The sequence below is a fragment of the Nocardia vaccinii NBRC 15922 genome (assembly GCF_001613305.1).
GTDB lineage: Bacteria > Actinomycetota > Actinomycetes > Mycobacteriales > Mycobacteriaceae > Nocardia > Nocardia vaccinii.
Genome location: NZ_BDCC01000053.1, coordinates 145436 through 171127, shown reverse-complemented (window position 1 = coordinate 171127; position 25692 = coordinate 145436). Strand labels below are relative to the sequence as shown.

At 65.3% G+C, this 25692-nt stretch carries 33 protein-coding genes; 25 read left to right on the top strand and 8 right to left on the bottom strand.

What is annotated here, in order from left to right; translation table 11 throughout:
• The first annotated feature begins 28 nt into the window (after positions 1 to 28).
• The 13 genes from NV1_RS29635 (at position 29) to NV1_RS29575 (ending at position 8006) form a co-directional block, all read left to right on the top strand.
• Positions 29 to 706, top strand: a complete 678-nt coding sequence (locus NV1_RS29635) for an NUDIX domain-containing protein (protein ID WP_067898772.1) — start codon at positions 29 to 31, stop codon at positions 704 to 706.
• 162 nt (positions 707 to 868) lie between these two features.
• Positions 869 to 1795: a site-specific tyrosine recombinase XerD gene (gene xerD, locus NV1_RS29630; RefSeq protein WP_067898769.1), complete on the top strand. Its 927-nt coding sequence runs from the start codon at positions 869 to 871 to the stop codon at positions 1793 to 1795.
• 373 nt (positions 1796 to 2168) lie between these two features.
• A complete protein-coding gene (locus NV1_RS29625) occupies positions 2169 to 2342 on the top strand; it encodes a CsbD family protein (protein ID WP_067898606.1) in 174 nt (57 codons plus the stop codon).
• A gap of 437 nt (positions 2343 to 2779) precedes the next feature.
• Positions 2780 to 3382, top strand: coding sequence for a hypothetical protein (locus NV1_RS29620; RefSeq protein ID WP_067898603.1), 603 nt, complete (start codon positions 2780 to 2782; stop codon positions 3380 to 3382).
• A 275-nt stretch (positions 3383 to 3657) separates the two neighbouring features.
• Positions 3658 to 4542, top strand: coding sequence for an SRPBCC family protein (locus tag NV1_RS29615; protein ID WP_307630432.1), 885 nt, complete (start codon positions 3658 to 3660; stop codon positions 4540 to 4542).
• Positions 4539 to 4946 carry a gas vesicle protein GvpJ gene (gene gvpJ / locus NV1_RS29610; protein WP_067898600.1) on the top strand — a complete coding sequence of 136 codons (408 nt, stop codon included), beginning with the start codon at positions 4539 to 4541 and terminating at the stop codon, positions 4944 to 4946. Before NV1_RS29615 ends, gvpJ begins: the two co-directional genes overlap by 4 nt.
• Positions 4946 to 5707, top strand: coding sequence for a GvpL/GvpF family gas vesicle protein (locus tag NV1_RS29605; RefSeq protein ID WP_067898596.1), 762 nt, complete (start codon positions 4946 to 4948; stop codon positions 5705 to 5707). The genes gvpJ and NV1_RS29605 overlap by 1 nt, the downstream gene beginning before the upstream one ends.
• A gap of 1 nt (position 5708) precedes the next feature.
• A complete protein-coding gene (locus NV1_RS29600) occupies positions 5709 to 5963 on the top strand; it encodes a gas vesicle protein GvpG (protein WP_067898593.1) in 255 nt (84 codons plus the stop codon).
• Between the two features lie 5 nt (positions 5964 to 5968).
• On the top strand, positions 5969 to 6304 hold the full coding sequence (gene gvpO / locus NV1_RS29595; RefSeq protein WP_084525916.1) for a gas vesicle protein GvpO: 336 nt from the start codon (positions 5969 to 5971) through the stop codon (positions 6302 to 6304).
• Complete coding sequence (locus NV1_RS29590; RefSeq protein ID WP_067898590.1) at positions 6301 to 6687, top strand: gas vesicle protein; 387 nt, start codon at positions 6301 to 6303, stop codon at positions 6685 to 6687. Before gvpO ends, NV1_RS29590 begins: the two co-directional genes overlap by 4 nt.
• Positions 6684 to 7475 carry a GvpL/GvpF family gas vesicle protein gene (locus tag NV1_RS29585; RefSeq protein WP_084525902.1) on the top strand — a complete coding sequence of 264 codons (792 nt, stop codon included), beginning with the start codon at positions 6684 to 6686 and terminating at the stop codon, positions 7473 to 7475. Before NV1_RS29590 ends, NV1_RS29585 begins: the two co-directional genes overlap by 4 nt.
• Positions 7472 to 7699 carry a gas vesicle protein gene (locus NV1_RS29580; RefSeq protein ID WP_067898587.1) on the top strand — a complete coding sequence of 76 codons (228 nt, stop codon included), beginning with the start codon at positions 7472 to 7474 and terminating at the stop codon, positions 7697 to 7699. The genes NV1_RS29585 and NV1_RS29580 overlap by 4 nt, the downstream gene beginning before the upstream one ends.
• Positions 7692 to 8006, top strand: a complete 315-nt coding sequence (locus NV1_RS29575) for a gas vesicle protein K (protein ID WP_067898584.1) — start codon at positions 7692 to 7694, stop codon at positions 8004 to 8006. Before NV1_RS29580 ends, NV1_RS29575 begins: the two co-directional genes overlap by 8 nt.
• Positions 8007 to 8790: 784 nt before the next feature.
• Here the strand turns inward: NV1_RS29575 and NV1_RS29570 are convergent.
• Positions 8791 to 9483, bottom strand: a complete 693-nt coding sequence (locus tag NV1_RS29570) for a response regulator transcription factor (protein ID WP_067898581.1) — start codon at positions 9481 to 9483, stop codon at positions 8791 to 8793.
• Complete coding sequence (locus NV1_RS29565) at positions 9480 to 10736, bottom strand: sensor histidine kinase (RefSeq protein WP_067898579.1); 1257 nt, start codon at positions 10734 to 10736, stop codon at positions 9480 to 9482. The genes NV1_RS29570 and NV1_RS29565 overlap by 4 nt, the downstream gene beginning before the upstream one ends.
• A 230-nt stretch (positions 10737 to 10966) precedes the next feature.
• On the opposite strand from NV1_RS29565, the gene NV1_RS29560 reads away from it, so the two are divergent.
• Both NV1_RS29560 and NV1_RS29555 read left to right on the top strand, forming a co-directional pair.
• Positions 10967 to 11353, top strand: coding sequence for a DUF6223 family protein (locus NV1_RS29560; protein ID WP_067898576.1), 387 nt, complete (start codon positions 10967 to 10969; stop codon positions 11351 to 11353).
• Between the two features lie 42 nt (positions 11354 to 11395).
• Positions 11396 to 11725, top strand: a complete 330-nt coding sequence (locus NV1_RS29555) for a multicopper oxidase domain-containing protein (protein WP_067898572.1) — start codon at positions 11396 to 11398, stop codon at positions 11723 to 11725.
• Between the two features lie 41 nt (positions 11726 to 11766).
• On the opposite strand, the gene NV1_RS29550 is transcribed toward NV1_RS29555, so the two are convergent.
• Together NV1_RS29550 and NV1_RS44700 are read right to left on the bottom strand one after the other, a co-directional pair.
• Positions 11767 to 12372 (bottom strand): hemerythrin domain-containing protein, encoded by a 606-nt coding sequence (locus NV1_RS29550; protein ID WP_067898570.1) that lies wholly within the window; start codon positions 12370 to 12372, stop codon positions 11767 to 11769.
• A gap of 311 nt (positions 12373 to 12683) precedes the next feature.
• Entirely contained in the window at positions 12684 to 12893 is a 210-nt protein-coding gene (locus tag NV1_RS44700) for a nuclear transport factor 2 family protein (RefSeq protein WP_169813439.1), read from the bottom strand.
• Here NV1_RS44700 and NV1_RS29545 point away from each other — a divergent pair.
• Together NV1_RS29545 and NV1_RS29540 are read left to right on the top strand one after the other, a co-directional pair.
• Positions 12814 to 13608: a haloalkane dehalogenase gene (locus NV1_RS29545; protein WP_307630445.1), complete on the top strand. Its 795-nt coding sequence runs from the start codon at positions 12814 to 12816 to the stop codon at positions 13606 to 13608. The two genes, NV1_RS44700 and NV1_RS29545, sit on opposite strands and share 80 nt — an antisense overlap.
• A 152-nt stretch (positions 13609 to 13760) precedes the next feature.
• The gene (locus NV1_RS29540) at positions 13761 to 14132 is read left to right on the top strand and encodes a MarR family transcriptional regulator (protein WP_218027239.1); all 372 of its coding nucleotides are present in this window, start codon (positions 13761 to 13763) and stop codon (positions 14130 to 14132) included.
• Between the two features lie 315 nt (positions 14133 to 14447).
• Here the strand turns inward: NV1_RS29540 and NV1_RS29535 are convergent, their stop codons facing one another.
• The 3 genes from NV1_RS29535 to NV1_RS29520 form a co-directional block, all read right to left on the bottom strand.
• Positions 14448 to 15281, bottom strand: a complete 834-nt coding sequence (locus NV1_RS29535; protein ID WP_067898564.1) for an SDR family oxidoreductase — start codon at positions 15279 to 15281, stop codon at positions 14448 to 14450.
• Between the two features lie 390 nt (positions 15282 to 15671).
• Entirely contained in the window at positions 15672 to 16406 is a 735-nt protein-coding gene (locus tag NV1_RS29525) for an SDR family oxidoreductase (RefSeq protein ID WP_067898758.1), read from the bottom strand.
• Positions 16407 to 16676: 270 nt separating this feature from the next.
• A complete protein-coding gene (locus NV1_RS29520; protein ID WP_067898558.1) occupies positions 16677 to 19412 on the bottom strand; it encodes a winged helix-turn-helix domain-containing protein in 2736 nt (911 codons plus the stop codon).
• 474 nt (positions 19413 to 19886) lie between these two features.
• Between NV1_RS29520 and NV1_RS29515 the strand changes: the two genes are divergently transcribed.
• The 6 genes from NV1_RS29515 to NV1_RS29495 all read left to right on the top strand — a co-directional run bounded on the left by NV1_RS29515 (position 19887) and on the right by NV1_RS29495 (position 23396).
• A complete protein-coding gene (locus tag NV1_RS29515) occupies positions 19887 to 20126 on the top strand; it encodes a DUF8691 family protein (RefSeq protein WP_067898554.1) in 240 nt (79 codons plus the stop codon).
• An 83-nt stretch (positions 20127 to 20209) separates the two neighbouring features.
• Complete coding sequence (locus tag NV1_RS29510) at positions 20210 to 21178, top strand: alpha/beta hydrolase (RefSeq protein WP_067898551.1); 969 nt, start codon at positions 20210 to 20212, stop codon at positions 21176 to 21178.
• Positions 21175 to 22065 (top strand): alpha/beta fold hydrolase, encoded by an 891-nt coding sequence (locus tag NV1_RS29505; RefSeq protein WP_067898546.1) that lies wholly within the window; start codon positions 21175 to 21177, stop codon positions 22063 to 22065. The genes NV1_RS29510 and NV1_RS29505 overlap by 4 nt, the downstream gene beginning before the upstream one ends.
• 53 nt (positions 22066 to 22118) lie before the next feature.
• Positions 22119 to 22688, top strand: coding sequence for an anthrone oxygenase family protein (locus NV1_RS29500; RefSeq protein WP_245713986.1), 570 nt, complete (start codon positions 22119 to 22121; stop codon positions 22686 to 22688).
• A 46-nt stretch (positions 22689 to 22734) separates the two neighbouring features.
• Positions 22735 to 22989 carry an MspA family porin gene (locus tag NV1_RS46005; RefSeq protein ID WP_084525899.1) on the top strand — a complete coding sequence of 85 codons (255 nt, stop codon included), beginning with the start codon at positions 22735 to 22737 and terminating at the stop codon, positions 22987 to 22989.
• Positions 22986 to 23396, top strand: a complete 411-nt coding sequence (locus NV1_RS29495) for a DUF4345 domain-containing protein (protein ID WP_067898540.1) — start codon at positions 22986 to 22988, stop codon at positions 23394 to 23396. The genes NV1_RS46005 and NV1_RS29495 overlap by 4 nt, the downstream gene beginning before the upstream one ends.
• On the opposite strand, the gene NV1_RS29490 is transcribed toward NV1_RS29495, so the two are convergent.
• Positions 23397 to 23597: a winged helix DNA-binding protein gene (locus NV1_RS29490; protein WP_067898537.1), complete on the bottom strand. Its 201-nt coding sequence runs from the start codon at positions 23595 to 23597 to the stop codon at positions 23397 to 23399.
• A gap of 61 nt (positions 23598 to 23658) precedes the next feature.
• Between NV1_RS29490 and NV1_RS29485 the strand changes: the two genes are divergently transcribed.
• Together NV1_RS29485 and NV1_RS29480 are read left to right on the top strand one after the other, a co-directional pair.
• Complete coding sequence (locus NV1_RS29485) at positions 23659 to 24591, top strand: alpha/beta hydrolase (RefSeq protein ID WP_307630421.1); 933 nt, start codon at positions 23659 to 23661, stop codon at positions 24589 to 24591.
• Positions 24592 to 24877: 286 nt separating this feature from the next.
• Positions 24878 to 25678, top strand: coding sequence for an MBL fold metallo-hydrolase (locus tag NV1_RS29480; protein WP_067898530.1), 801 nt, complete (start codon positions 24878 to 24880; stop codon positions 25676 to 25678).
• The last annotated feature ends 14 nt before the right edge of the window (positions 25679 to 25692 follow it).

The following is a 25692-nucleotide window of genomic DNA, read 5'->3' as shown; positions in this document are numbered from 1 at the left end:
CGGCGCCGAGCGCCGGCGAGGCGGAGTCATGAGCGAGTCCGCGCAGAGCGCGCCGTCGAACGAGTCCGGGCTTCCGGGGCGCCACGATTTCCATACAGTGTCCAGCCGAATCGTCTACTCGGGGGCGATTCTGGCGCTGCGGCTCGATCAGGTCGAGATGCCGGGCGGGCGGATCGCCGAACGCGAGGTGATCGAACATCACGGCGCCGTCGCGGTCGCCGCGCTGGACGAGAACGGTGATCTGGTGCTGATCGATCAGTATCGGCATCCGATCGGCCGCCGCCTGCTCGAGCTGCCTGCGGGTCTGCTCGACGAACCGGGCGAGGATCCGCTCACCGCGGCGCGGCGGGAGTTGGCGGAGGAGACCGGGCTGGCCGCGCGGAGTTGGTCGGTGCTGGTCGATGTCGCGTTGTCGCCGGGGTTCACCGATGAGTCGCTGCGGGTGTATCTGGCCACCGACCTGTACCGGACCGATCGGCCCGAACCGGAGTTGGAGGAGGCCGATCTGCAACTCGTGCGGATGTCCGTCGAGGATGCCGTGCGCGCCGCGCTGGCCGGTGAGATCGTCAACGCGACCGCCGTGGCGGGCGTGCTGGCGCTGTCCACCGCCCGGGCGTCCGGAATCGAGCTGCGTCCCGCCGATGCGCCCTGGCCAGGTATGCCGACTCGGTTCCTCGACCGCAAGTCCGCCGCCGACAGCGCCTGACCGCGAGTCCGCCGCGAGTTGCCGCTGCGCCTGGCCGAGGTGTGCCGTGCGGGCGAGGCGCGTTCATCCGGTGGAAGCGGTGCAGCGCCCGGTGACGCGGGCACCGCGGGCGCTGAGCGTTTCGGGCGGCCGGATGTCGGACCCTGCTGCAATGATGTGGGCGTGTTGCAGCGGGAGATCGATGCGTATCTCGACCATCTGACGGTCGAGCGCGGGGCCGCGCGCAACACGCTCAGCGCGTACCGGCGTGACCTGGGTCGATACCGAGAGTTCCTGACCCACAGGGGGATTGCGGGCCTGGCCGAGGTGACCGAGAGCGATATCGGCGATTTCACGGTGTCGTTGCGGGCGGGTGCGCACGGATACCCGCCGCTGGCGGCCAGCTCCGCCGCCCGGGGGCTGGTGGCGGTGCGCGGACTGCATCGCTTCGCCGCGGCCGAGGGCATCACCGCCGGAGATGTCGCCCATGCGGTCAAACCGCCCACGCCCGCTCGTCGGCTACCCAAAGCCCTGCCCTACGAACAGGTTTCGCAGCTATTGGAGGCATCGGGCGGTTCCGGTGCGGCCGACGGTGGCCCGCGCGGACTGCGCGATCGGGCGTTGCTCGAGCTGCTGTACTCGACCGGTGCGCGAATCTCCGAGGCGATCGATCTGGATGTGGACGATATCGACACCGCCACCCGCGCTGTCGTGCTGCGCGGCAAGGGCGGTAAACAGCGTATTGTCCCGATCGGCCGCCCCGCCCTGGAGGCGCTGGAGGCCTACCTGGTGCGCGGCCGCCCCGGACTCGCGATGCGCGGCACCGGGAATCCCGCCCTGTTCTGCAATGCCCGCGGCGGCAGACTCTCTCGGCAGAGTGCCTGGCAGGTCCTACAGGACGCCGCCGACCGAGCGGGCATAGGCGCGGCTGTCTCCCCCCACACTCTGCGTCACTCCTTCGCCACCCACCTGCTCGACGGCGGCGCGGACGTGCGCGTCGTCCAGGAACTACTCGGCCACGCCTCGGTCACCACCACCCAGATCTACACCCTGGTCACCGTCAACACCCTCCACGAAGTCTGGGCCACGGCCCACCCCCGCGCCCGATAGCCGTAACTGCGAATCCGCCCCTCGCCGTTGATCATTCGCACTCGGCTGCCCGGCCACTGGCCGGGCCAGGCCGGGCCGAGCGTATCGATGTCCAGTCTTCTTCTCGACTCCGACAAGTTCCGCCAGTGACGTTCGTTCGATACGAGCGTTCACAAGCGCTGAGTCGTCCCCTCGGGGCCGAGTCTTGTCGAATCGGTTTGTCAGGTCGCGATCTGTGGGCCGCTCACGCAATCGACGGTGGTTGCCGGTCTTGGCGCATGCGCCAGGTTCAGCCCGGTGGCGTGCGGATAGTGCTGTTTGCCCGACCGGTGCCGGGGTAGACGGTCACCGGGCCGGTACTGCGGCCCGGACGCACCGGAAGGAGATAGCCATCATGAGTGCTACCGACAAGGTCAAGAACAAGACCGAGGAACTCGGCGGCAAGGCCGAGGAGAAGCTCGGCCAGGCGACGGGCAATGCCGATCGTGAGCAAAGGGGCAAGGACGACCAGGCCAAGGCCAACCTGAAGGCGGCGGGCGAGAAGGTCAAGGACGTCTTCAAGGACTGATCACGGGCCACAGGACCCACAGGGCCGGAGTGCATGGCTGCGCGCCTCGGCCCGGGTGTCCTGGCGCCCGATCGAAATGTGTTTCGCCGGGATATCCATCCCACGCCGCTAACGGCGACGAGACGCACGGTCCGTCCGGCGCTTCCCGTGGTCGGGTGAAAATGTCTGTGCCAGTCCAGTTTCGGCGGCCTGGCCCGGCTCGGCCGACCAGGGATGATCACGTGCGCACGTCCAGGGGTTTGCACACCTGCACAGGCTGTGGTCGTGCTCGTCGGTCGTCGAAAAGTAATCGTTTCCGTCGGCCCGAAAAAGTAGCTGGGTATACGCTGAGGTATGGCCATCGGTAGTGTGGCCCACCCATGAATCAGGGTGTCATCGCTCGACCGACCTCGCGGCAGCGCCGGCGCAGGAGTAGTTGAGCAAGCAAGGAGTGAGCCATGAAGGGTGGCACGAGAATTGCGATAGGGGTGGGCATCGGTTATGTCTTGGGACGCACGCGCAAGATGCGCTTCGCGCTGGCGCTGGTGGGCGCCTCGATGGCGAAACGATCTTCGGGGGTACCCGGGGCGCTACTGGAGCAGGGAACTTCGTTGCTCAAATCCTCGCCTGAATTCGCGCAGCTCACAGACACAGTGCGCGGCGAGTTGATGGGCGCGGTCCGGTCGGCGGCGGTGACCGCCGCAAGCAACCGGATCGATACGCTCAACGCCCGGTTACAGCAGGGCTCGACACTCGTCTCGGACGTTTCCCCGGGTTCCGGCGAGGCCGGCGACGAGGACGCCCGGGACGAGGAAATATCCGCCGACGAGAATCTCGAGCACGAAGACCATTCCGAGACCGAGCGCGGCGAAAGCGACGAGCGGGACCGGGAAAAATCCGCTACGCGAGCAGGTCGGCAGGAAACCGCGCGAACGCGGAAAACGACCTCCCGGGCTCCGGCCCGCAGGGCCGGCTCCGCGGATCGCAGGTCCGCCTCGTCCACCCGGCGCCGTAGCCATTCCGATGCCGACGCACCGCCCGTGCGCCGCACCGGGAGGTGAGGTCGATGTCGAAGATGGTGCAAGACACGGCGAGTGGCGTCGGCAAGGTGGCTTCCCAGACCGTCGGCCAGGCTACCGAGGCCGTCACCCGAGCCGGGGCGAAGGCCCGGAAAGCGGCTCAACCAGCGGACTCGACCGCTTTGCTCCAGCAGTCCGTGCAGAACCTCGCCGGGACTCTGGCCGAGCGGGCAGTCGACCGGTTGTCGCACCGGATGTCGGGAACCGTCGACCGGCTGAACGAATACGCGGGCGGCGACGGGAATCTGCTGGCGGCGGTGACCGGCGTGGAGAAGCTGGCCGACGGTGCCACGCCGCTGCGGGCGGCTGTGAGCGGAGGCGTGAGCAAACTCGGGCACGCGGCCCGGGAGAAGTTCGAGTCGGTCAAAGAGTCGTTGACCAAGGGCAACCGCAAAGGAGGGGGCTCGAACAAGCTCACAATGACCAATATCGTCGAGCACATCGACGTGGGAGTGCCGATCGATTTGGCATACGACCAGTGGACCCAATTCGCGGACTTTCCGAAATTCACGAAGAAGGTCGAACAGGTCGAGCAGATCTCCGATGAGAAACTCAGCTGGACCGGCAAGGTGTTCTGGTCGAGACGGACCTGGGAGTCCACGATTATGGAGCAGGTGCCGTTCGAGCGGATCGTGTGGCGTTCGAAAGGCTCTAAAGGCTACATCGATGGTGCGGTCAGCTTCCACGAGATAACCCCGGACCTCACCCGCATTCTCGTGGTGCTCGCGTATCACCCGCAGGGGGCGTTCGAGAAGACCGCCAATCTGTGGCGCGCCGCAGGACGCCGGTGTCGCCTGGAACTCAAGCACTTTCAACGCCATGTCATGACCGAGGCTGTGCTGCACGGCGACGACATCGTCGGCTGGCACGGCGAGATCCGCGAAGGCGAGGTTGTCGAAGACGACGAGTCGGCGAGACAGCGCGAGGAGCAGCCGGACGGTGGCGACGCGGCGGAGGACGAGCCGTTCGCCAATGAGGAAGCCGATGAAGAAGCCGATGAAGACGCGGAGGACGAGGGCGACGAGAACGAGAGCGATGAGGGCGAGCCGCCGGAGCCGGAGCCGCCGCGGCGCCGAACAGCGGCTCGCCGCACGAGTTCGGCGAACCGTTCGCGACGTGTGAGCCCAGGAGCAAGCCGATGACTATCGAACCCGCGGGAAATGGAGGTGGGACCGGCACGCTGGCGCGGCCGAACTCCTCCAGTCTGGCTGATGTCGTGGATACCATCCTCGACAAGGGCTTGGTCATCGATGCGTTCGCTCGAGTGTCGCTGGTCGGCATCGAACTGTTGACCATCGACGCACGCGTGGTGGTCGCCAGTGTCGACACGTACCTGCGTTTCGCCGAAGCGGTCGATCGGCTCGAGATCGCCAGTAGCGAGCCGAAGGGCCTGACCGACATCGTCGGCGACGTCACCGAAGGCGCGTCGAAGCACAAGGCGAAGGGTGCTCTGGACGCGGCGGGCGAAAAGGTCTCCGACTTCCTCGGCGGCGTGCAGGAGAAGCGAAAGGCAACCCGCAGGTCGCCCGAGCGCGAGGAGGAGTGATGGCCTCCGAGTCGACAGCGGTGTACGTCTACGGGATTGTGCCCGCCGACGTCGAACCCGAGCCACATGCCACCGGGGTCGGCGATCCGCCGGCCGAAGTCGCGGTCGTGCGGCACGGTGAGATCGCCGCGCTGGTCAGCACGCTGGACTCCGATCGGCCACTGGGCGCACCCCGGGACCTCACGGCCCATGCCGAACTGCTGGACGGCTCGGCCGCCGTCGCTCCGGTGCTGCCGCTGCGGTTCGGTGCGGTCATGACCGACACGGACGCGGTGGAGAACGAACTGCTCGCGGCGAACGAGAACGAATTCCGCGCCGCGCTGCACGAACTCGAGGGGCGGGTTCAGTTCGTGATCAGAGGACGCTATATCGAAGACGCTTTCCTGCGGGAACTGCTCGACGAGAATGCCGACGCCGTCCGGCTGAAAGACGAGATCCACAGCAAACCGGAGGATGCCACCCGTAACGCGCGAATCGCGTTGGGCGAACTGGTCGATCAGGCGATCCAGGTCAAGCGAGCCGAGGACACCGCCCGCGTGGTCGCCGAGGTCGAGAAGCTCGACGTGCTGGTCAACCAACGCGAACCCAGTCATGAGGAGGACGCCGTTCACCTGGCGGTACTGGTCGAATCGGCCCGGCGGAAAGAGCTGGAAGACATCGTGGCCGAGTTCATCGCGGACTGGGACGGCCGCGTGGAGCTGGACCTGCTCGGCCCGATGGCGGCCTACGACTTCGTCACGAAGCGCGCCCCCGAGGAGTGATATGGGTTTGCTCTCATCGATCTTCTCGTTGCCCCTCGCGCCGATCCGCGGCGTGATCTGGGTGAGCGAGTTGATCCAGGACCAGGTAGAGCAGCAGCTCTACGACCCTGCGGCGCTGCGCGGTGAGCTGGAGGAAATCGACCGGGCCGAAGCGACCGGTGATCTGTCCGCGCAGGAAGCCGAGCAAGCCCAGCAAGCGGTTCTGGATCGCATGACCCGATCCGAGAAGGGCGGAGCGATAAACCAGAAGGAGTGACCGACGTGGCCCGCAACACCATTTCCGACGATTCCGAAGATGCTCGTGCGTCGGCGGATGAACAGCCCGCCTTGACTGCGGAACAAGCGGCCGCGGTTGCGGTCGAACGCCTGGTGCAACTGACCTCGAAAGACGCCCAGGGAGTCACGAGCGTGGAGCCGACGGAGGATGGCTGGCTCGTGGAGGTCGAGGCACTCGAAGACCGCCGCATCCCCTCCTCGGCGGACATTCTGGCGCTCTATGAGGTGGAGATCGATTTCGACGAAAATCTGCTGGCCTACCGGAGAATCAAACGCTACAGCCGCGGCAGCACCGACATCGGGTCGAGGGAACGACGATGACGGTAGCCGGAGGCGGTTCGTACGCGCCGCAGCCCTATGGCAGTGGGCACCAATCCACGAACCTCGCCGACATTCTGGAACGAGTCCTCGACAAGGGCTTGGTGATCGCCGGTGATATCCAAGTGAATCTCCTCGACATCGAACTGCTCACCATCAAACTGCGGTTGGTGATCGCGTCCCTGGAGACGGCCAAGGCGGTGGGCATCGACTGGTGGGAGAGCGACCCCTGGCTCAACAGCAGGGCTCGCGCGGTGCAACAGCAGAGCCCGGATCTCGAGCTCGAGAACCGCGAACTCCGAGAGCGGATCGCCCAGCTGGAGGCGGCGAGCGAACGCCGGCAACCGCTCGAGCGCGGCCACCAGTCGACGGAAGAGCAATTGTGACCGCAGGTTTCGCGGTCTGGCTGTACGTCGTGGCACCTCGGCACGAGGGGGACGCGGGTCCGGTCGACCTGGCTGGGGTCGCGGGTGAGCCGGTGCGGATGGTCGCGGCGGGAGACCTGGCCGCCGTCGTAGGCTCGGTGCCGCTGGATGTCTTCGGGGAGCAGCCGCTGCGTAGGAACTTCGAGGATCTGGACTGGCTGGCAGCGACAGCGAGGGCACACGACGCGGTCGTATCGGCCGTGGTGGGCCGGGGTCCGGCCGTTCCGCTCCGGCTGGCTACCGTCTTCCACGATGACAACCGGGTGCGTCAGCTGCTCGACGAGCGGCAAGCGGATTTCGCTGCCGCGCTCGAGCTGGTGAGCGCGCGTACCGAGTGGGGCGTACGAGCCTATGGCGATCGTGCCGCTCTCACCGCCGCCGTTGCCGAGGCCCGGGCCGTGGACGAAGGCCGCATGACGCCCGGCGCCGCCTACCTGGCTCGGCGTCGGGCGCAATTGTCCGCGCAGGAGACTGTCGAGCGTGACGCGGCCGAGCGCGCCGAGCAGATTCATGCGTGTTTGGTGCGCCACGCCGCGGCAGGACGGTGTCAGCCGCTGACCGATCCGGCGGTGAGCGGCCGCCGGGACTGGATGGTGCTCAACGGGACATATCTCGTTGACGACGACCGCACCGAGGACTTCGCCGCGACGGTGACGATGCTCGGCTCCGAATTTCCGGGCATACGGCTCGAGCTCACCGGCCCCTGGCCGCCGTACTCGTTCGCGGGTATCCAGCGGGGGGAGCCATGATCCGGGCCGATCGCACCGCCGACACCGAGCGCCGTATCGCCCTGGTCGACCTCCTGGACAGGGTGCTTGCCGGTGGCGTGGTCATTTCCGGTGATATCAAACTCGCCATCGCGGACGTAGACCTGGTCCAGATCTCGTTGCGAGCGCTGATCTCCTCGATCAGCACCCTGTACCCGCCGACCGGATCCGCGACGCCCGCTGTACCGGAACCGTGCGATGACTGAATTCGACGGTATCGCACCGCGGATCGATGCCGATCCGGAATCCGTCGAGCGCGGTCTGGTCACCCTCGTGCTCACTCTGGTGGAGCTCCTACGGCAATTGATGGAGCGACAGGCATTGCGCCGGGTGGATGCGGGCGATCTCACCGAGGTCCAGATCGAACGTATCGGAACCACCCTGATGCTGCTCGAACAACGCATGGACGAACTGCGCGATCATTTCGGGCTCACTCCGGAAGACCTCAACATCGACCTCGGCCCCCTCGGGCCGCTACTGCCGCCCGAGCCAACCGATCGTCCCTTCGAGTGACGCGGAATCCGGCCCTGGTGCCGTCCTGCTCGCACCTGTTCGTCCCGGAACGGCCTATCCGGCAACTCGTTTCGCGAGGGCACGGGGGACCGGCATGGGCGACGATGGCGCTCATCGCCCGCCCGAAACGCAAGCCTTCAGGTATTCGACGGTCCGGACGAACGGTCTGGACAACCGATTTCGCAAGAGCCGTGAACATGGGAAACTCACCGGGTATCCACGGAAGGTGGCCGCTCCCTGGTCCCGGTCGCAGGCGTGAGTCTGCGCATGATTGCCAACACGCCGAAGCCTCGAAGAGGCGCGCCTACGAACTGATTCCGTAAGAACATGGGTAACTCAGCGAGTACGTCCAGAAGAAGATCCGCTACCCAACTGCCGGCCCGAGACATGGGTCTTCGAGCACCCGCCGACACGCTGAAGCCTCGGAGAGGCGGACCTACGAACTGATTTCGTAAGAACATGGGTACCGCCATGTACTCGCATCGAGCCAGCTTGCGATTGGTGCCGTTGTCAAGAGCGTACAGCGTTGGGTGTGGTTGTTACACTTGACATCTGACCTGCGAATACGTTCAAGGCCCGCCCCGTTCCTGCTGTGAAATCGCTTACTGGCGTTGGCGTGTATGAGCGTCGTTGGTTGACGTCAGACATTAAATGGCGGGATTAATCACCAGCGGCGATGGTGGGCAGCAACGACCCGGAGATGCCGTGATCGGGCGGAGTGGATCCGCATCCAACTCCTGGTGGGCGGGCACTGCCGTTGCTGAGGGCGAGTAGTCCGTTGCCCCTACGGGGTGACAAGTCCTGTGCGGTAAGCGATGACGACCAGTTGCGCGCGGTCGCGGGCACCGAGTTTGACCATGGCGCGGCTGACGTGGGTGCGGGCGGTTGCCGGGCTGAGGAAGAGTTCGGCGCCGATCTCGTCGTTGCTCATCCCTTGCCCGACCAACGACAGGACCTGGCGTTCGCGTTCGGTGAGGACCGCGAGCCGGTGTTCGCCGGCCTTGTTCGCCGCCTGACGCACGGTGAACTGGGCGATGAGGCGGCGCGTGATGCGCGGTGCGAGCAGGGCGTCACCCGCGGCGACCACACGAATCCCGTGCAGAAGTTCGGCGGGGCCGCAGTCCTTGAGCAGGAATCCGCTGGCACCGGCTTGCAGGCCTTCGAAGACGTAGGCATCGGTGTCGTAGGTGGTCAGGATCACGATGCGGATGTCGCGCAGCCCGGTCGTGGCGGCGATCTGCCGGGTGGCCTCGATGCCGTCCATCGTGGGCATGCGGATGTCCATGAGTACGACATCCGGGCGCAGCGCACGAGCCTTCTGTACGGCTTCGCCGCCGGTGGCGGCTTCCCCTACCACTGTGATGTCGTCCTCGGTATCCAACAGGAGCCGGAACCCGGACCGCACCAGCTGCTCGTCATCGACGAGCAGGACCTCGATCGGAACAGCGCCGTTCGATGCGCCTGCCACGCTGTTCATCCGCCCGCCATTCCGGTCGCAGGCCACGGCAACCGAGCGGTGACCGCGAACCCGCCGCCCGGCAGTGAGCCAACGTGCAGGTGCCCGCCCAGCAGCTCACAGCGCTCGCGCATCCCGAGGATGCCGCGGCCGTGTGAGCCCAAGCCGGAGAGCCCACTGTCTGCCCGGCTGCGGTCCGTATGGTGAACTGCTCCATCGGTTTTCGAACCCGGCTGCCGACCCGTGTCGGCCACTCGCACCTCTACCGCGTCGGCACGGTAGTTCACCGCGATCGTGACATGAGTCGGTCCGACGTGACGAATCACATTGGTGATCGATTCCTGCACGATTCGATATACCGCATTGCCCACGGCACTGGGTACCGGTGCGGTCGGGACGATGGTTTCGAGGTCGACATCGAGCCCGGCCTCTCGCGCCATGGCAGTGAGGTCCTCGAGCTGCGCGAGACCCTCGGGCGGGACACGGTCGTCGTTGTTCTCGCGCAGAACTCCGAGAATGGCCCGCATCTCCGACAGTGCCCGAGAGCTGGTCTGCTCGATGGCCTTCAGGGTCTGGCCTGCTCGTTCCGGTCGCTTGTCGAGCACGTGCGCGGTGACCCCGGCCTGGACGTTGATGATGGCGATCGCGTGCGCCACTGTGTCGTGGACTTCGCGGGCGATCCGCAGGCGTTCGGCGTCGACCCGGGCGCGGGCCTCGTCCTCACGCGTTCGTTCCGCGAGCTCGGCGCGCTCGAGCGCCTGTGCCGCAATGAATTTCCGCGAGCGGACACTCTCACCGAGGGTGGCACTCATGACCGACACACCGATGCGGAAGTAGACCCAGCCAATGGCGGCCCGGGGTTCGATATCGGCGGCGGAGATCAGCCACACCGCGGTCAGGACGACGATCCCCGCACCCGCCACCTTCAGCGAGCGATACCCGTCGCCGTGGGCAGTGAGGGTGTAGAGAGCCACGAACAGGCCCAGCCATCCGGGCCCGTCAGGGAAGTCGAGAATGTAGTAGATCACGCTGGCCAACGCGGTCACCGCGAACACCGCGACCGGCCAGCGGCGACGTACGAAGACGACCACGCCCGAGGCGATCAGCAGAACGTAGCCGAGATATCCAAGCTCGGACAGCGGGCGCAACACGGCTTCGGGTGTCCCGCTGTTACGCACGAGGGTTCCCTGGACCTGCATGACAGTGATGAACGCCGCCAACAGCACGTCTTGCACCCACACAGGTATGCGGAACAACGTGATGCGATCCGGCATGGTGCGATCATAGGATCTGCCCTGACGATAGACCTGCGGTCAGCTGCGTGAGCTTGTACGTCCAGGAGCGCGAATCCAGGCGAGCCGTCTACGCCGAACGTCGTATCGGGCACCGCCCGTCGACGGATGCCGCCCCGGTTGTGGAACGAGACGATTCTTGCGAGTCCATTGCACGACGGAGACCTCGGTGATCCGACCCGGTCGCCGTTGTTCGACCGAAAGGATCCGCTATGTCAGTCCCTCACCTGTTGGCCGACGCAGCAGTCGCGGTCAAGCCCGCCGTCGGCTACGGCATGACCGCCGCGCGACTCGAGGCCGCTATCACCGCGCTGGTCGGGCTGGCCGGCATCCTCACCGGCGGGCTGGCGCTACGCGTGAGCGGCCGGAACCGATTCGGCAGACGCGCGCCCACCGCGGCTCTGCTGGCGGGACTGATCAGCATGGTCCTCGGAGTGGTGCTGTCGGCTACCGCCAAGGGAGGGCCCGGCACTGGCAACGGGATAGTCGGGGCCTGGCTCGCCGTCGTGTTCGGGCTGATCAGCATGCTCCTGGGCGGGCTGGCCCTGGCCCGCTCCCGCCGAACCAGTCATGGTGCCGGATCCATGCCTATGTCATGACAGCGGCCCGGACATCGGGCGGCACACGGTGCAGCGTTCGACATGAGCACCGCCACATCGGTTTTCGATCTGACCAGAGGCCGCCGCTATCGGTTGCGGTGGCGCAACACGACCGATGACGTCCACCCGATCCACCTGCACCGCAACACCTTCGAGATCACCCACATCGCCGGGACCGCGACCGCGGGGCTGCGCAAGGACGTGGTGATGCTGGGCGGCTATCGGGAGATGACGATCGATGTCCTGGCCGAGCAGGCGGCATCGTCGGACGCGCGTTCAACAACTCGCGGATCTGCGGCTCGACCGCGTCCACGATCGACCGGCGGCCGGTCCGAGGCCACCGCCGGTCGATCGTGCGGGTGGACGAGGTGAAGCGCACACATACGCGGGCAAAGCCGACTATCGCTGGGCCATCATCGCCACAGGGCCTTGCTGTTGTAGCGCCGCCGCAAAACCAGCTGATTGGCTACCGCGACCGGGCCGGGCATCGCCGCCAGGAAACGCTTGCGCTGGTCGGGTGTGGTGTCATCCAGCACCCACGGTATATAGACCGCCGCCCCCGACGGCCCCTGCTTGCGGGCCATCGCACTGCGGAAAGTGTCCCAGTCCTTCGGGGTCAAAACCTCTTGAATGAGTGGGAGCGCGCTGTTCTCTTCGTGCGCCATGTGTTCGCCGAGGATCGTCGACAGCGTGTCGATGCGCTCGGGCAGGTCGGCCGCTCGCCCGGTGAGGCCGTCCTCGACCGCGGCCAATGCCGGATCCAGCGCCGCATGCTCGGCCTCCATCTCGGCCATCAGCGCCAGGTCGTCCGGACGGCCGGACACAGCGGCGATCACCTGGGGCCACAGTGCGGCGTCCTCGACGGTGTGGTGAACATGCAATTGACGGACGAAGTTCGACCACCCGGCTTCGACGCCGGGCGAGTCGGCGTGGCCGGATTCGACGGCTGCGGACAGGCGTCGGAGGTCGCGGCGGAAGGCGTCGTGTGTTGCGTACATGACGGCGAAATCAATAGTCATCACAGGTCTTTCGATAGCGGAACGGGCAGCTGTTCCCGCCCCGTGGCGGATTCACGCAGCGCGACGTCACAGGTTCGGCACCGGGCCGGGGTGTGCGGCTGCCTGGATCGGCGCCGATGCGACGCCGACTGGTGTTTCGGCCCCAATGTCCGTGGGGTACAACGATGCTACTAAGTAATCTCCTTTAGATACAATATGGAAAGCATATCATCATCCGTGATGATCGTCACCTGCGATCGATGACGTCGGCTCCAGACGATCGGCCGGAAGGGCCTCGCGGGCCGGTCCGTCGCGTGACTCTGAAGCTTCGCCTATTCGTCGGTGGGGATATTCGATAGCCACCTGAGCTTGGGGGAACGCTTGCGGAACCGCCGCCAGGACCGCGTCACGCTGTCGGGTCCGGTTGCGCCGAGAGGGCGGCCGCAGAAGTCGGCCGTGAAGATGTCTTTCGCGGCGGCGTGGTTGCCGCTGTCGAACGCCGCATACATGACTCGGGCTACGGCCCTGGCGCTGTCGGTCACGAATCCTCCCGAAGGAAGTAGGCGCAGCTGCGTGGCGCCCGATCTCATCGGGTTCGGTAAGGCGGATAAACCGATCGACCGTTTCGTGTACACGTATCAGGCGCACGTCGACTGGCTGGCACACACCGTCTTCGACCGTCTCGGCCTGCGTGATATCACCATGGTGTGCCAGGACTGGGGCGGTCTGCTGGGGCTGCGTATGCTGGCAGAGCATCGAGATCGGTTTCGTCGCGTGGTCGCCACGAACACCTCGTTTCCGACCGGTGACCAGGATCTCGGCGGCTCCTTTGCCCTGTGGCTGCAGCTCAGTCAGCGTTCGAGTCCCTTCGACATCGGTCAGGTCGTCGACCGCGGGACCGTGAGCGATCTCGATCCGGCGGTTCTGGCGGCCTACAATGCACCGTTTCCCGATGAGTCACATCTGGCGGGCGCCCGCCAATTTCCGCTACTGGTGCCCCTCGCGCCATTCGACGACGCGGCCGCGGCGAACCGCCGGGCGTGGGACATTCTCGAGACGATGCAGACCCCATTCTTGTGCGCTTTCAGCGACAACGATTACGGAGTCGGCGACGGCGCCCGGATGTTTCGTGAGCATATTCCGGGCGCGGCTGGGCAACCACACGTGACGATCGTCAACGCTGGTCACTTTGTGCAGGAAGATCAAGGCCCCGTTCTGGCCGGCACAATTGACGAGTTCATTCGATCGACCCAATGAACCGATTGCCGGAGTCCGCGGGTGACAGATGGGCTCCCCCTCACGCAGTTCCAGATCTATCTGCCCGGCCACGGCGGCGAGCCGATGCTATCAGCGGCTTCGGCTTTGCGTATGATATGTAAACCGTATAAATGTGGGCGAGGTGGCGCAGGATGAATTCAGTAGCAGGCCGGGCTCCGGCGCGTACCAGGCGCAGGTTGACTGCGGACGTGCGGGAAGCGTTGCGTGACTTGAATATTCAGCTGTCACTGCTCAACCGCAGATTCGGTGGCCGGGTCGAGCTCAAGGATATCGATTGGACATGCCTGGATCTGATCAACCGATATGGCCCGCTGTCGCCCTCCTCGCTGGCGCGGCGGGCCGGATTGCATCCCGCAACGATGACGGGAGTCTTGGACCGCTTGCAAAAGGGTGGATGGATCGTGCGAGAGCGCGATCCGGAGTCCTCGGATCGTCGGGCGGTCACCTTGCATGCGGTGCGCGAGCGGAACTCGGAATTGTTTTCGAGTTGTTCTCCGGGATGAACAACCGGGTGGATGAGCTGTGTGCTCGTTATTCCGGTGCCGAGCTCGAGGTGATCGCCGACTTCCTACAACGGACAGGCGTAGCTGGTCGTCAGGCGGCGGAGGAGTTGACCGAGGGCTGACCGCCCGTATGTGCTGCCGGACTCGGTCGCAGGTGCGGCTCGCGGTAGGTGGCGCGGCACGGAATCGGCGATGTGTGCCGCCGATTCCGCGCCGCGCCGCCGAGACGTCGAACCCTATCGTACAAATAACATATGCCTTCCATAACACATCATCTACATATGACATGTCGTGCGCAAGATGGAACGGCTCGGGTTATGACCAGTCGTCCTTGTGGTCGGCTACCCAGGTGGCGAACGAGAGGGCCGGACGGCCGAGGATGTCCTCCACGTTGGTATTCGCTGCGATCGGTCGCTCGATCTCGCGGGCGTATCGAGTCATCAGGGCGTCTACGAACCGCTGGTCGAGTCCGTGCGCGGTCATGCCCGCGGCAGCCATCTCGGCGGGAACCTCGTGAAAACCCAAGGGGCGCTGAAGCGTTTCTCCGATGATGGCGACGAGCTGGTCGATGCGCAGCGACTCGGGGCCGGTAATCGGGAGTTTCCGACCCAGAAGTGAGTCATCGACCATCGCCCGGGCGATCACATCGGCGACATCGCGCTCGTGGATGAGTGGCTCCGCGAACTCGGCGAACGGACCGAACACCGTGTCGCCGTTGGCTACTTGACCGGACCACATCGACAGTGTGTTCATCGCAAACGAACTCGGCCGTATGCTCACCCATGGCATTCCGCTGTCGACGACCGCGCGTTCGACGTCGGTATTGCGGTCGCCGTTGAACCACGAGGGCTGAAGTGACACGTCGTCGTCGGCGTTGATTGCCGACATCACCACCACGCGTCCGACGTGGTGTGCCGCAGCGCGAGCGAGCAGGTCGGCGATGTCGTCCTTGGCTGCGCGCGGATGGACGAACAGAGAATCGACGCCGCGCAGGGCGGAGTCGAGGTCCTCGGGTGTGACGGCGTCGGCGCCGCGGGGCAGGCGCGCGTCGGGTCGACGAGTCATCGCTCTGACCTGCGCTCCGCTCGCGAGCAGGGTGTCGGTGAGTGGTCGGCCGATCACCCCCGTTGCTCCGGTGACGAGATACATGGGCAGCTCCTTCTCTAGTTGGGTCCCGGACGATCCGGCGACTCTCGCACAGCGAGTTCGTCAGAGCCGCTGCGCTTCCAATGCCCAGACCGGCATCAGCATCAGTCCGTCGGCGGTGAATTCGGGGCGGAAGTCGTTCAGGGCGAACTGACTGGCTCGCCGCGATTGATCCGGTCGAAGTCGGCTCCAGCTGATTCGTTGTTCGGTTCTGCGCTGCTGTGGGTCATCTGGGTTGTCCTTTCTCATGAAGCGGCCGACCGGACCTGTCGCGGCGCACGACGTCGTCGGCGTATCGCGCGTCCCGGGGTGAGAACCCTCTCGTGCCGATCCGGATGCAATGGAAAGTCAGTGGGTGCCGAGGAGTTCGATGGCAGTGCGCGACATGGCTTGTCACGCTGTGAGGCCTCCGTCGGCAGCGATGCTCTGACCTGTGACCCATCGAGCGTCATGAGAGGTCAGGAAACCCACGACATCGGCGATGTCCTCCGGCTCACCGAAGCGCCCCAATGGTGTGCGGGCGATCCGCTCCGCCAGCATGTGCTTCATATGTTGCATCGCATCGGTATTCGTCGGTCCCGGCAATACGCTGTTCACGGTGATTCCCCGCGGCCCCACCTCACGGGCGAAAGTTCGAACCAACTGCTCGCCCGCAGCCTTGCTCGCCGAGTACACCGACACGGACGGGTCGCTTGCGCGAGTGGCCGACGACGAGATGTAGACGATTCGGCCGCCGTCGCGCACCCGCCCGGCGGCCTCTCGGAACGCGACGAACGTGGCGTGGGAGTTGGCGGCGAACGACCGCGCGTAGTCCTCGTCGGAGGATCCGGCGATCGGGCCGGCGGCGAACCCATACGCGTTGTGCACGAACACATCCAGACCGCCGTACCATTGTTCGGCAGCGTCGAACAGCAACGCCAGCTGGACCGGATCGGCCACATCCGCCTGCACGGCGGTGGCCTGTCCGCCGGCCCCTTCGATCGTCGAGACGACCTGCCCGGCGGCCTCGGCGTTGCTCTTGTAGTTGACGATGATCCGCGCCCCGTCGGCGGCCAGACGCAGTGCGATCGCCCGGCCGATGCTGCGTCCACTGCCCGTGACAAGGGCGACGCGATCGGTATTCGGCATGCAATTCTCCATGGGTGGTGGATGGAGTTCGGCGATCGGCGTCATCGGTGGTCGGCGGGTCGGCGCAGGAGGAAACGCGGTACCAGAGGCGGGAGGGCTGCTCCTGGCGTCCGTTCTGAGCTGAGCTGCGATGATCTCGAGACGCGACCCGAACCCATCATGTCGGGTCAATAATATATGCATTACATACTTTATCGGTACCGCATGAACGACGCAACCTTGCTGGTTCGGGCGGCGATGCGTCGCCGCGATGCCGACGGAACGCCGTTCCTAGCGAATCAAACCCAGTTGCCGTGCCCGGGCAACAGCCTCGGTGCGGTTGGCGGCGCCGAGCTTGCCGAAGATGTGGGTTAGGTGTTTCTTGACGGTGTCGACACTGACTACCAACTCGTCGGCGATCTGCCGGTTCGATCTGCCTGAGACCAGCAGGTCCACTACGTCGCGCTCACGGGCGGTCAGTTGCTCGACCAGGCCCGGCACCATTGCCGCGGTACTCGACCCGGAACCTTGGACGCCGTGCTGGCTGAGCGCTTGCAATACCTGGGCCAGATATCCGAGGGGCACAACGGGGGCGGCGTGTTCGGCCCGCTGGGCCGCGATCAGTCGGCCGAGCAGGACGCCCATTGGAGCACCCTCGTCGGCGAAGACCCGAACATAGCCTTGCGGGCAGGCGAGTGTGAGCGCATCGGCCAGTGCGTCGACAGCGTTGTTCTCCTCGCCGCGAGCGGCGAGGGCCAGCGCCTGTAGCGCCTGGATCTCGATGATGCTCCCCACACGGCCTTGGGTGGCCGCCGCGGTGAGCATTTTCTCCAAGAGTGCAAGCGCCGGCCCGGGCAAATCTTGCGCGAGCAGCAACCTGGCCAGCACGAGATACTCGGGCTCCCGGGAATAGTCCGGCTCGTCCTCCGCGCTCAGGTCGCGTTCCTTCGTCCAATGGGCCGCCGCGACGATGTCGCCCTGTGCGAGGTGCAACCGCGCCCTTTGCGCTGGAACAGGGTTGAACGGGTCGGCCATAGTTGTGCCCAGCGTGAGCTGCTCGGCCTCGCCGATCGCTTCCATGGCCCCGGCCGGATCACCCTTGGCCTGCCGAATCCACGCCAGCGTCGTCAGCCCCGCGGCCAGCGGCTGAGTGTAGGTCAGCTGCCGGCAGTGTGCGATGCCCTCGGTGACGTCCCGGAGGGCCGCCTCGAGATCGCCCCGCTGGTAGGCCACCTCCGCCGTGCCCACGTATCCCATGCCGGCAGTCGCCAGAGTCGGCACACCACGCGGTGCGGTGATCCCGAGTGCCTGCTGGTACGCGCCGAGTGCTGCGTCCAGGTAGCCTTGGGCGTGCTGCACCTGGCCGAGGTGGTAGTAACCTCGAACGGCCAGGGAACGCTCGTCCGCCCCCTGCCACTGGGCGATGCTCGAGGTGAAAGCCTGCCCGGCTTCTACGAGCCTGCCGCGCAGCCATTCGGCCAAGCCCAGTTGCCACCAGGTCAGGGACTCCAGCATCCACTCGTCCTCGTCGAGTTCGGCTAGGGTCCGCGCGGCGAGCGCGGCCGTTGCCTCGGCGTCGCCGTGCAAATAGGCGAGCCAGGCACGAGCGAGTGCGATGGCTGCGGGGACGTTCGCCAGCCAGCTCGCGGCCCTGCCCACCGATGGCTCGAACGGCGCTTCAGCAGCGTCTGCAGGTATCCGCTGAGCAGCGTCGAGCCGCGGCCCGGCCGCGTCCACGTTGCTACCCACGAGCGCCATCCACGCCTGCGCCAGGCACAGGCGGGGCCGTGACCGGATGACCTCGGCGGGCAGTTCGGAAAGCCAACGATGCACCGTTGCCTGCTCGCCCTGACGGAAGGTCCCGTCAAAGTACCGTTCGATCATTCTCGCAGCCCAGACAGGGTCGTCCGCACGTAATGCGTGGTGTACGGCCTCGTCGGCGAGCTCATGCTCTTCGCACCAGGCTGCCGCGTTTCGGTGCAGGGCCGAGGCATGTCCGGGCTGTTCGTGCTGCAATTGGGCGCGGAGCAGCTCGGCAAACAGATGGTGATAGCGCCACCAGCCGCGTACCTCATCCAGCGGCACGAGGAACAGGCCGGCCAGCTCGATCCCTTCCAGCATCTCCTGGCCATCCGCCCGGCCGGTGACAGCATCGCAGAGCTCCCCGCTGAGGCGCTCGAGAACCGAGGTCTCCAGCAGGAACCCACGCACCTGCTCGCTCAGTTGCTCGAGTACCTCCCCTGCCAGGTAGTCCAGGATATAGCGGTGGCTGCCGCTGAACGCTGCTGCGAATTGGGCGGGATTCGCCTGGCTTCGCAGCGAGAGGCCGGCCAACTGCAGGCCGGCTGCCCATCCCTCGGTGCGGGCGGTAAGCATCGTTACTGCCGCGTCGGGCAAGCCGCCGCCAGTCGCTCCCCGCAGCAGCGCCGCCGCTTCGTCCGGTGCGAAGCGGAGCTCGTCGGCGCGCAGCTCAGCCAGCTGACCCCGGGCCCGCAACCGTGCTAGCGGCAGCGGCGGGTCGGACCGGCTGGCCAGCACCAGCCGCAGACCTGTCGGCAGGTGCTCCACCAGCAACGTCAGGGCGGCGTGAATCGCCTGCGCATCAATCAGGTGATAGTCGTCGAGGACCAGCAATACCTCGTCCTCACCGGACCGGGCGTCCAGCTCATTGATCAGCGCCGTCACCAGTCCTTCGAACGAGGTTGGGGCAGGTGGGCCCAGCAGCGGGCCGACCTGCTCGCCGATTCCCGGGCGCGCCCGATCGAGCGCCGCAACCACGTGCCGCCAAAACCGCGCTGGATCATTGTCTGCCGCATCGAGCGACAGCCAGGCAACCGGCCGTCGGCCACTTCGAGCCCATTCCGCCAGAAAGCCCGTCTTGCCGAATCCTGCCGGGGCGCAGACCAGCACCAGCCCCTGCTCCAGATCTGCGTCGAGCCGATCGACGAGCCGCGGGCGGCGCACGAAGCCCAGGCGTAGCCCGGGCACACGCAATTTGGTGGCTAGCAGCGCATCCTGCTCGGACATGACACCTCGTAACGGGTAAGCCGCGGACGGCTCAGCCATCGGTAACCTGCCGCTCAGCACGTCCAGCGATGGTTAGCTCGGTTGCTGGCTGGGCCGATTGTAATAGCGGGCCAACCATGCGCTCCCGCTGCGGAACCGCCCGGCATGTGCGGCAACCGGAGAATGCTGCGCCGGCCCTGGCACCACTTTCGGGCTGGACGCGTCTTCGAAGATTCCACCTGCATATCCACCTTTGGGTGACGCGCCGGCCGGGGGGCGTTCGTAGCGTATCGGTGACGGAAATGCCCATCAGCAGAAGGAATCGGCAATGGATGCGCTCAGGCTCGATCAGTACACGACCTGTCCCGCGGGCGCCGGGGGAGCGCTCCCGATGCGTAACCCCTTGCCCCATGCCATGGCCGCCGCCCTCCGGCTCCTCGAGCGACAGCGCCGATGCGGCCGGGCATTGGTTCTGCGCCAGGACTGTGAGCGGGTGTGACGGGCTCGGGATGGCCGGCGCATTACGAGATCCGCGTCGATGGCGTCCTCGACGACCGGTGGGCCTGCTGGTTCGGCGGACTGCAGGTCAACGGCGAGGCCACTCAGACCGCCATCTTTGGCCTGATTGCTGATCAACCCGCGTTGCACGGTGTTCTGACCAAAGTCCGTGATCTCGGGCTATGTCTGGTCTCGGTGCGTCGGCTGAGCCCCGACGAGGCCAGGGATGGAACGTAGCAATGAGACGCAACCGGCCATCCCATCGCGAGCTGACAGTCATACCGATCAGCACCCAGCTATATCAGAAAGGACCGCCCCAAATGACCGAACAGGACACATCCGAGTCCGTCGAACGGAAGAAGGTTCGATTCGTCAGCGGCGACACTGTATGTGCCGCCTGGCATTATCGGGGAACCAACGGCGCTTGCGTGATCATGGCCGGCGGGTTCGGGGTACCCAAGGAGCCGGCCACCGACCCGTTCGCGAAACGATTCAACGATGCGGGGTTCGCGGTCCTCGCTTTCGACTACCGCCGCGTCGGTGAGAGCGATGGGCAGCCGCGCCTCGCGTTTTCGGCCAGAAACCAGCTCAACGATTGGCAGGCTGCGATCGACTTCGCCCGGACTCTGCCGGGAGTCGATCCGGCCAAACTCGCAATCTGGGGGTTCTCCGCCACCGGCGGTCACATCTTCCGGGTCGCGGCGCGCAACCCGCAGCTCGGCGCGGCGATCGCGCAGACACCGAACCCCGACGGTCCGGCCCTGAGCCGCAACGCCATGCGCCACCAGAAGCCACTGGCGATGCTACGTTTCACCGGCCTGGGCGTTTTGGATGCCCTCGGTAGTCTCGTAGGGCGTCCGCCACGCTTGGTGCCGCTCGTCGGAGAGCCCGGGACCGTCGCGATGCTCACGACGCCGGACGGAATCGACACCGGACTCGCACTGCGTTCGCACATGTACCCGGACTGGCAGCAGATGATCGCTGCCCGTACCGCGCTTCGCTTCACTCTCTATCAACCCGGCCGCGCCGCGTCCCATGTGCAGTCGCCGCTACTTGTCATGGTCTGTGCCCACGATCAGACGTCGCTCGTCAAGCCATCCGTGAAGGCGGCGAGCCGCGCTCCACGCGGGGAGGTCGTCGAAATATCCGGTAACCACTACGCCCCCTTCTTGGATAAGCACGAGCAGGCCGTCGAAGCGCAGTTATCCTTCCTGCGCCGGCACCTGTTCGATCATCCGGCAGCGGATCATTCCGGCGTCCCCCATGCCTCGCGGAAGCGAACGGTATGAAGCAGATCGAGCTGTCCGCAGGGACTGTCGACTACCAAGACACCGGCGGTGACGGCCCCACAATTGTGCTGCTGCATGGGTTGATGATGGACGCTTCGCTGTGGGACGGACCAATTGCCGAACTGTCCGTCGACCACCGATGTGTGGCGCCGACATTGCCGCTCGGCGCGCATCGGCACGGGATGCACGCCGACGCCGATCTGTCTTTGCCCGCGATAGCCCAGCTGGTCGCGGAATTCCTCGACCGCCTCGACCTGTACGACGTGACCCTCGTCGGCAATGACACCGGCGGCGCGCTTGTCCAGCTACTGATGGGCGATGGCACCGCGCTCGCGCGACAACGCGTGGGGCGGGTCGTACTCGTCTCGTGCGAGGCGTTCGACAACTTCCCTCCCGGGCTGACCGGCAAGCTGCTCATGCTCACTGGAAAGCTCTCGCCAGCGTTGTTCGGGCTCTTCATGCAGCAGATGCGGCTTCGCATCATGCGGCGCAGCCGGCTCGCGTTCGGGTGGCTGACCAAACGCGGAGACGCAACGGTCGCCGGTTGGATGAAGCCGACCTTGACTCAGCCGGAGATCCGTCGCGACGCAGTGCGAATGCTGCGAGCCGCGGCGGCGGATACGAGCTTCTTGCTCGCCTCGGCCGAGTATCTGCCGAGTTTCGATCGCCCCGCCCTTGTGGTTTGGGCGGCCGACGACCGCGTAATGCCACCCGAACACGGCAAACGTCTCGCCGAAGTCCTTCCCCGCGCACAGTTGATCGAGGTAGCAGATAGTTACACGCTCATCCCACTCGACCAACCAGCGAGACTCGCCCGGATCATCCGGGAGTTCGCTGACCTGTTCCGCACAACCGAGCCGCCGCGCGGAACATCCGGGCCAGCGTGAGGTGAACGTGTCGTCGACGCTGGGGCCCGACCGAGTTCCATGTGCCACGAGTGATGCTATTGAATACATATAATATTGAATTCACATTATTTGACCGGCTCGCCGGCATCGGTTGCCCAGTAAGGAGTATCAGCGTCATGGGTCCTGCCGCCAAGGTTGCCCGGTTCGCCGGGCCAGTGTTCGCCGGTCTCTATGCAGGCTCTCTGCTCACCCTGCTTGTCCTCGAATTGGAGTTGCGGCGCTTCGATGGCTCGGTGTACACGCAGGTAGCGCAGATCAATCTCATCGGGATCCCATGGCTTTCCGGTGCAACATTGATTCCCGCGATGCTGTGCGCGACGCTCTCGGTGGTCGTCACGATCCGGCGGCCGGGGGCAGCCAAGTGGTGGGCGCTGTCCGCGTTGATGCTGTTGTTGACCGTGTTCGCTATCTCCTCAGCGATCAACGTTCAGATCACCGCCGCGGAAGGTCGGTGGACCGTCGGGGCGCCCCCAGCGGACTGGGCTGTTCAACGAGATCACTGGCAGGTCGCGCACGCGATCCGCACCATCGCCGCCACCGTCGCATTCGTATGTTTGAATGTGCTCGCGGTCTCGGGCCGTCGACAAACCGATAAGGCATGATGCCGCAACGGCAGAGTAGTGCCGGAATTGGCAGCGGGGGACGCCTATTGGTCTGATCGCGAAGTGGCAAGATCCGGGCGTCGCCGGTAACACGAATTCGAACGGCGACCTGCAGATCACGAAAGTTGCGGAAAGTGTCGACAGGCAGCCGAATCTGGCTGATTTGCCGTTTACGCACGAGGGTTTCGTCAGCTCGACGGCGGCCGCTGATATCACCGGATCCGGTCGGGCGGCGGTGACCCACCTCGGAGACAGCGAACCGGTCCAAGCTCCGGGTTGCGTGAGAAGGAGGCGGTTGTGAAGACCGTATTGCGTTGGTATCTCATCATTTTCGGTATCGCCTGTGCACTGATCGCGTTGGCGCACATCCTGATCGGGCCGGGCACGATCATCGGGGCGAATACCCCGAACGCCACGCTGGACGGCGACATGCGGTTCTCGATGGTGTTGTTCCTCGGCTACGGTATCGCCTGTGTGTGGGCCGCACGGGATCTGCGCCGGCACGCTGGCCTGGTCCACCTGCTGATGCTCGTGTTCTTCGTCGGCGGGCTGGTGCGGTTGCTGACCGTCGCCTACGTCGGGTGGCCGCACTGGTTCTATACCGCCATGATCGTCGTGGAACTGGCCACGCCACTGATCTATACCCCGCTGCTGCAGAAGGTCACGGGGCGTGCGGCACGCGCGGATCTGGCAGAACTGACGCGATAGCTACCGTCTCGATTGCTGAAGCGCAGCCGAATCGGTGTACCCCACCGATGGCGGACCGGCGGCGGCGAGATGGCCGAGGATCCCGAAGTGTGCGGGGTCGAGTCCGAGCGGGGCAAGCCGCGTCGTGAACCTGCGCGAGACGTGATAGCCGATCTGGGACAGCAGGAACATCACTCGATCGTCCAGCAACTGATTCGGCACACATCAGCAGTAGCAAGTTGGTCATAGGTGTCAGAAATGGCTTCGAATCGATTCGATTTCGATGACCACTGCGTCGAGAGAGGTAAAGATGACCACCACAATGAGGCGGACGAAGGTTCGATCCTCCAGCGGCGGCGTGGAATGTGTCGCGTGGCACTATCCGGGTGATAACGGTGCATGCGTTGTCATGGCCGGAGGTCTGGGTGTGACGAAGGAGCCGGCGACGGATCCATTTGCGACTCGATTCCAGGATGCGGGTTTCTCAGTGCTTGCGTTCGACTTTCGGCATATGGGGGAAAGCGATGGCGAACCACGCCAGGTGGTCTATATCGATCGACAGTTGGCCGACTGGCGGGCGGCAATCGAATTCGCGACCACGTTGCCCGAGGTGAACCGGGACAAAATTGCGATCTGGGGCTTTTCCCTCTCGGGCGGCTACATCTTCCGCCTTGCCTCGCGCGACCATCGGCTTGCTGCGGCGATGGCCGTGGCTCCACTGGCCGATGGGCCGGCATCCGGTCGGATCGCCCTGCGTCAGGGGGATACCACGCTGTCGGAACTCAACGGCATGGTGTGGAGAGCCGTCAAGGATGCGAGCGGTGCCCTGCTGGGCCGCGATCCACGGTTGGTGGCACTCAACGGAGAACACGGCACGGCGTCCGCGCTCACCATGCCCGATTCACGCAACGGTGACCGAGCGCTCAACCCTGGCAACAAATATCCGGAATGGCGCCAGGAAGTCGCGGCCCGATCGGCTCTCGCCACCGCTCTGAGCCGGCCGGCGCGTAGTGCACCGCAGATCGAGTGCCCTCTGCTCGTTGTGGCCTTCGACGACGACGGCGTTGCCTACGCCGAGCCGGCGATCCAGGCCGCACATCGAGCACCGCGGGGAGAGCTCGTACGATTCCCGGGCGGCCACTACGCGGCCCTGCTCGACCAATACGAGCCGGCCGTCGCCGCCCAGTTGGAATTCCTGCGCCGGCATCTGGCCTGAATCGCAGACCCTGACTGCCGTCGACAGGTATCGCCACCCGCCGCACATGTGCCACCGAAACCTCGGTGCCGACACAGGGGCCTGTTCAGCGGAGTCGGTGGAAATGCAATCCGATTGCAGCGGTGATGGTTTCCTCGAAGGCTGCCATCGTCGGTAGTCGGTGCAGGATGCGGTAGGTTTCAGGTCGGCAGTCGCTTGTTCGACCTCCGCGCGTAGCTGGTTGACCTGGGTGTCGTATTCCAGGTCGACCTTGCGCAGACCAGATCAATCTCGAGGATTTGTATCGATGAAAGTTCATCATCTCAACTGCGCGACATTTCGTCTGCCCCCGTTTCGACGGCAGCTTGTAGGCCATTGTCTGCTGATCGAGATGGCCGACTACCTGGTGTTGGTGGACTCGGGCTACGGGTTGCAGGCTATCCGTCATTCGAAGCAAGTACTAGGGCTCGGGCGATTCGGGGCGGCCCTGCTAGAGCATGAAACCGCGGTGTGTCAACTGAAGTCACTGGGATACACGGCCGCAGATGTCCGGCACGTCATACTCACCCACCTCGACTTCGACCACGCCGGCGGCATCGCCGACTTCCCTGAGGCAACTGTCCACGTGCACGGCCCCGAATTCCGGGCGGCGATGACATCACGTCGGCTCTATGATCGCTTCCGGTACCGCCAGGCCGAATGGGCATACGGTCCGAAATGGGCCGTGAACGAGGAGGGCTGCGAGCGATGGTTCGGTTTCGAAGCCGTCCGTGACCTCGACGGCCTGCCGCCGGAAATTCTCGTTGTGCCACTATTCGGACACACCAGAGGCCACGCGGGCGTTGCGGTCGACACCGGCCACGGCTGGCTGCTGCACGCGGGTGATTCATTCCTGGCCGGACATGAAATCGATCCACGAAATCCCATATCGTCGGCCCTCACACGGACATACGACCTGATGGGCACCGCTATCCGCAGTGCGCGTCAAGCCAACATCCGTCGCCTGATCCAACTCAACTCCGAACAGCACAGCAACGTCACTATCTTCAGCTCGCATGACCCGGACGCATATGCGCGACTCTCAAATGTCAGGCTTGCAGATCAATAACATCAGTGAGCGGT

Bases quoted from the DNA above. Each gene is read 5' to 3' on its own strand.
- NV1_RS29625 (WP_067898606.1), top strand. From the start codon at position 2,169: ATGAGTGCTACCGACAAGGTCAAGAACAAGACCGAGGAACTCGGCGGC.
- NV1_RS29545 (WP_307630445.1), top strand. From the start codon at position 12,814: ATGTCTTTCGCGGCGGCGTGGTTGCCGCTGTCGAACGCCGCATACATG.
- NV1_RS29535 (WP_067898564.1), bottom strand. From the start codon at position 15,281: ATGTATCTCGTCACCGGAGCAACGGGGGTGATCGGCCGACCACTCACC.
- NV1_RS29620 (WP_067898603.1), top strand. From the start codon at position 2,780: ATGAAGGGTGGCACGAGAATTGCGATAGGGGTGGGCATCGGTTATGTC.
- NV1_RS29575 (WP_067898584.1), top strand. From the start codon at position 7,692: ATGACTGAATTCGACGGTATCGCACCGCGGATCGATGCCGATCCGGAA.
- NV1_RS29590 (WP_067898590.1), top strand. From the start codon at position 6,301: ATGACGGTAGCCGGAGGCGGTTCGTACGCGCCGCAGCCCTATGGCAGT.
- NV1_RS29635 (WP_067898772.1), top strand. From the start codon at position 29: ATGAGCGAGTCCGCGCAGAGCGCGCCGTCGAACGAGTCCGGGCTTCCG.
- NV1_RS29565 (WP_067898579.1), bottom strand. From the start codon at position 10,736: ATGCCGGATCGCATCACGTTGTTCCGCATACCTGTGTGGGTGCAAGAC.
- NV1_RS29510 (WP_067898551.1), top strand. From the start codon at position 20,210: ATGACCGAACAGGACACATCCGAGTCCGTCGAACGGAAGAAGGTTCGA.
- NV1_RS29500 (WP_245713986.1), top strand. From the start codon at position 22,119: ATGCTATTGAATACATATAATATTGAATTCACATTATTTGACCGGCTC.
- NV1_RS29520 (WP_067898558.1), bottom strand. From the start codon at position 19,412: ATGTCCGAGCAGGATGCGCTGCTAGCCACCAAATTGCGTGTGCCCGGG.
- NV1_RS29550 (WP_067898570.1), bottom strand. From the start codon at position 12,372: ATGACTATTGATTTCGCCGTCATGTACGCAACACACGACGCCTTCCGC.
- gvpJ (WP_067898600.1), top strand. From the start codon at position 4,539: ATGACTATCGAACCCGCGGGAAATGGAGGTGGGACCGGCACGCTGGCG.
- NV1_RS29525 (WP_067898758.1), bottom strand. From the start codon at position 16,406: ATGCCGAATACCGATCGCGTCGCCCTTGTCACGGGCAGTGGACGCAGC.
- NV1_RS29600 (WP_067898593.1), top strand. From the start codon at position 5,709: ATGGGTTTGCTCTCATCGATCTTCTCGTTGCCCCTCGCGCCGATCCGC.
- NV1_RS29570 (WP_067898581.1), bottom strand. From the start codon at position 9,483: ATGAACAGCGTGGCAGGCGCATCGAACGGCGCTGTTCCGATCGAGGTC.
- NV1_RS29505 (WP_067898546.1), top strand. From the start codon at position 21,175: ATGAAGCAGATCGAGCTGTCCGCAGGGACTGTCGACTACCAAGACACC.
- NV1_RS29555 (WP_067898572.1), top strand. From the start codon at position 11,396: ATGAGCACCGCCACATCGGTTTTCGATCTGACCAGAGGCCGCCGCTAT.
- NV1_RS29540 (WP_218027239.1), top strand. From the start codon at position 13,761: ATGAATTCAGTAGCAGGCCGGGCTCCGGCGCGTACCAGGCGCAGGTTG.
- NV1_RS29480 (WP_067898530.1), top strand. From the start codon at position 24,878: ATGAAAGTTCATCATCTCAACTGCGCGACATTTCGTCTGCCCCCGTTT.
- NV1_RS29605 (WP_067898596.1), top strand. From the start codon at position 4,946: ATGGCCTCCGAGTCGACAGCGGTGTACGTCTACGGGATTGTGCCCGCC.
- NV1_RS29485 (WP_307630421.1), top strand. From the start codon at position 23,659: ATGACCACTGCGTCGAGAGAGGTAAAGATGACCACCACAATGAGGCGG.
- NV1_RS29560 (WP_067898576.1), top strand. From the start codon at position 10,967: ATGTCAGTCCCTCACCTGTTGGCCGACGCAGCAGTCGCGGTCAAGCCC.
- NV1_RS29580 (WP_067898587.1), top strand. From the start codon at position 7,472: ATGATCCGGGCCGATCGCACCGCCGACACCGAGCGCCGTATCGCCCTG.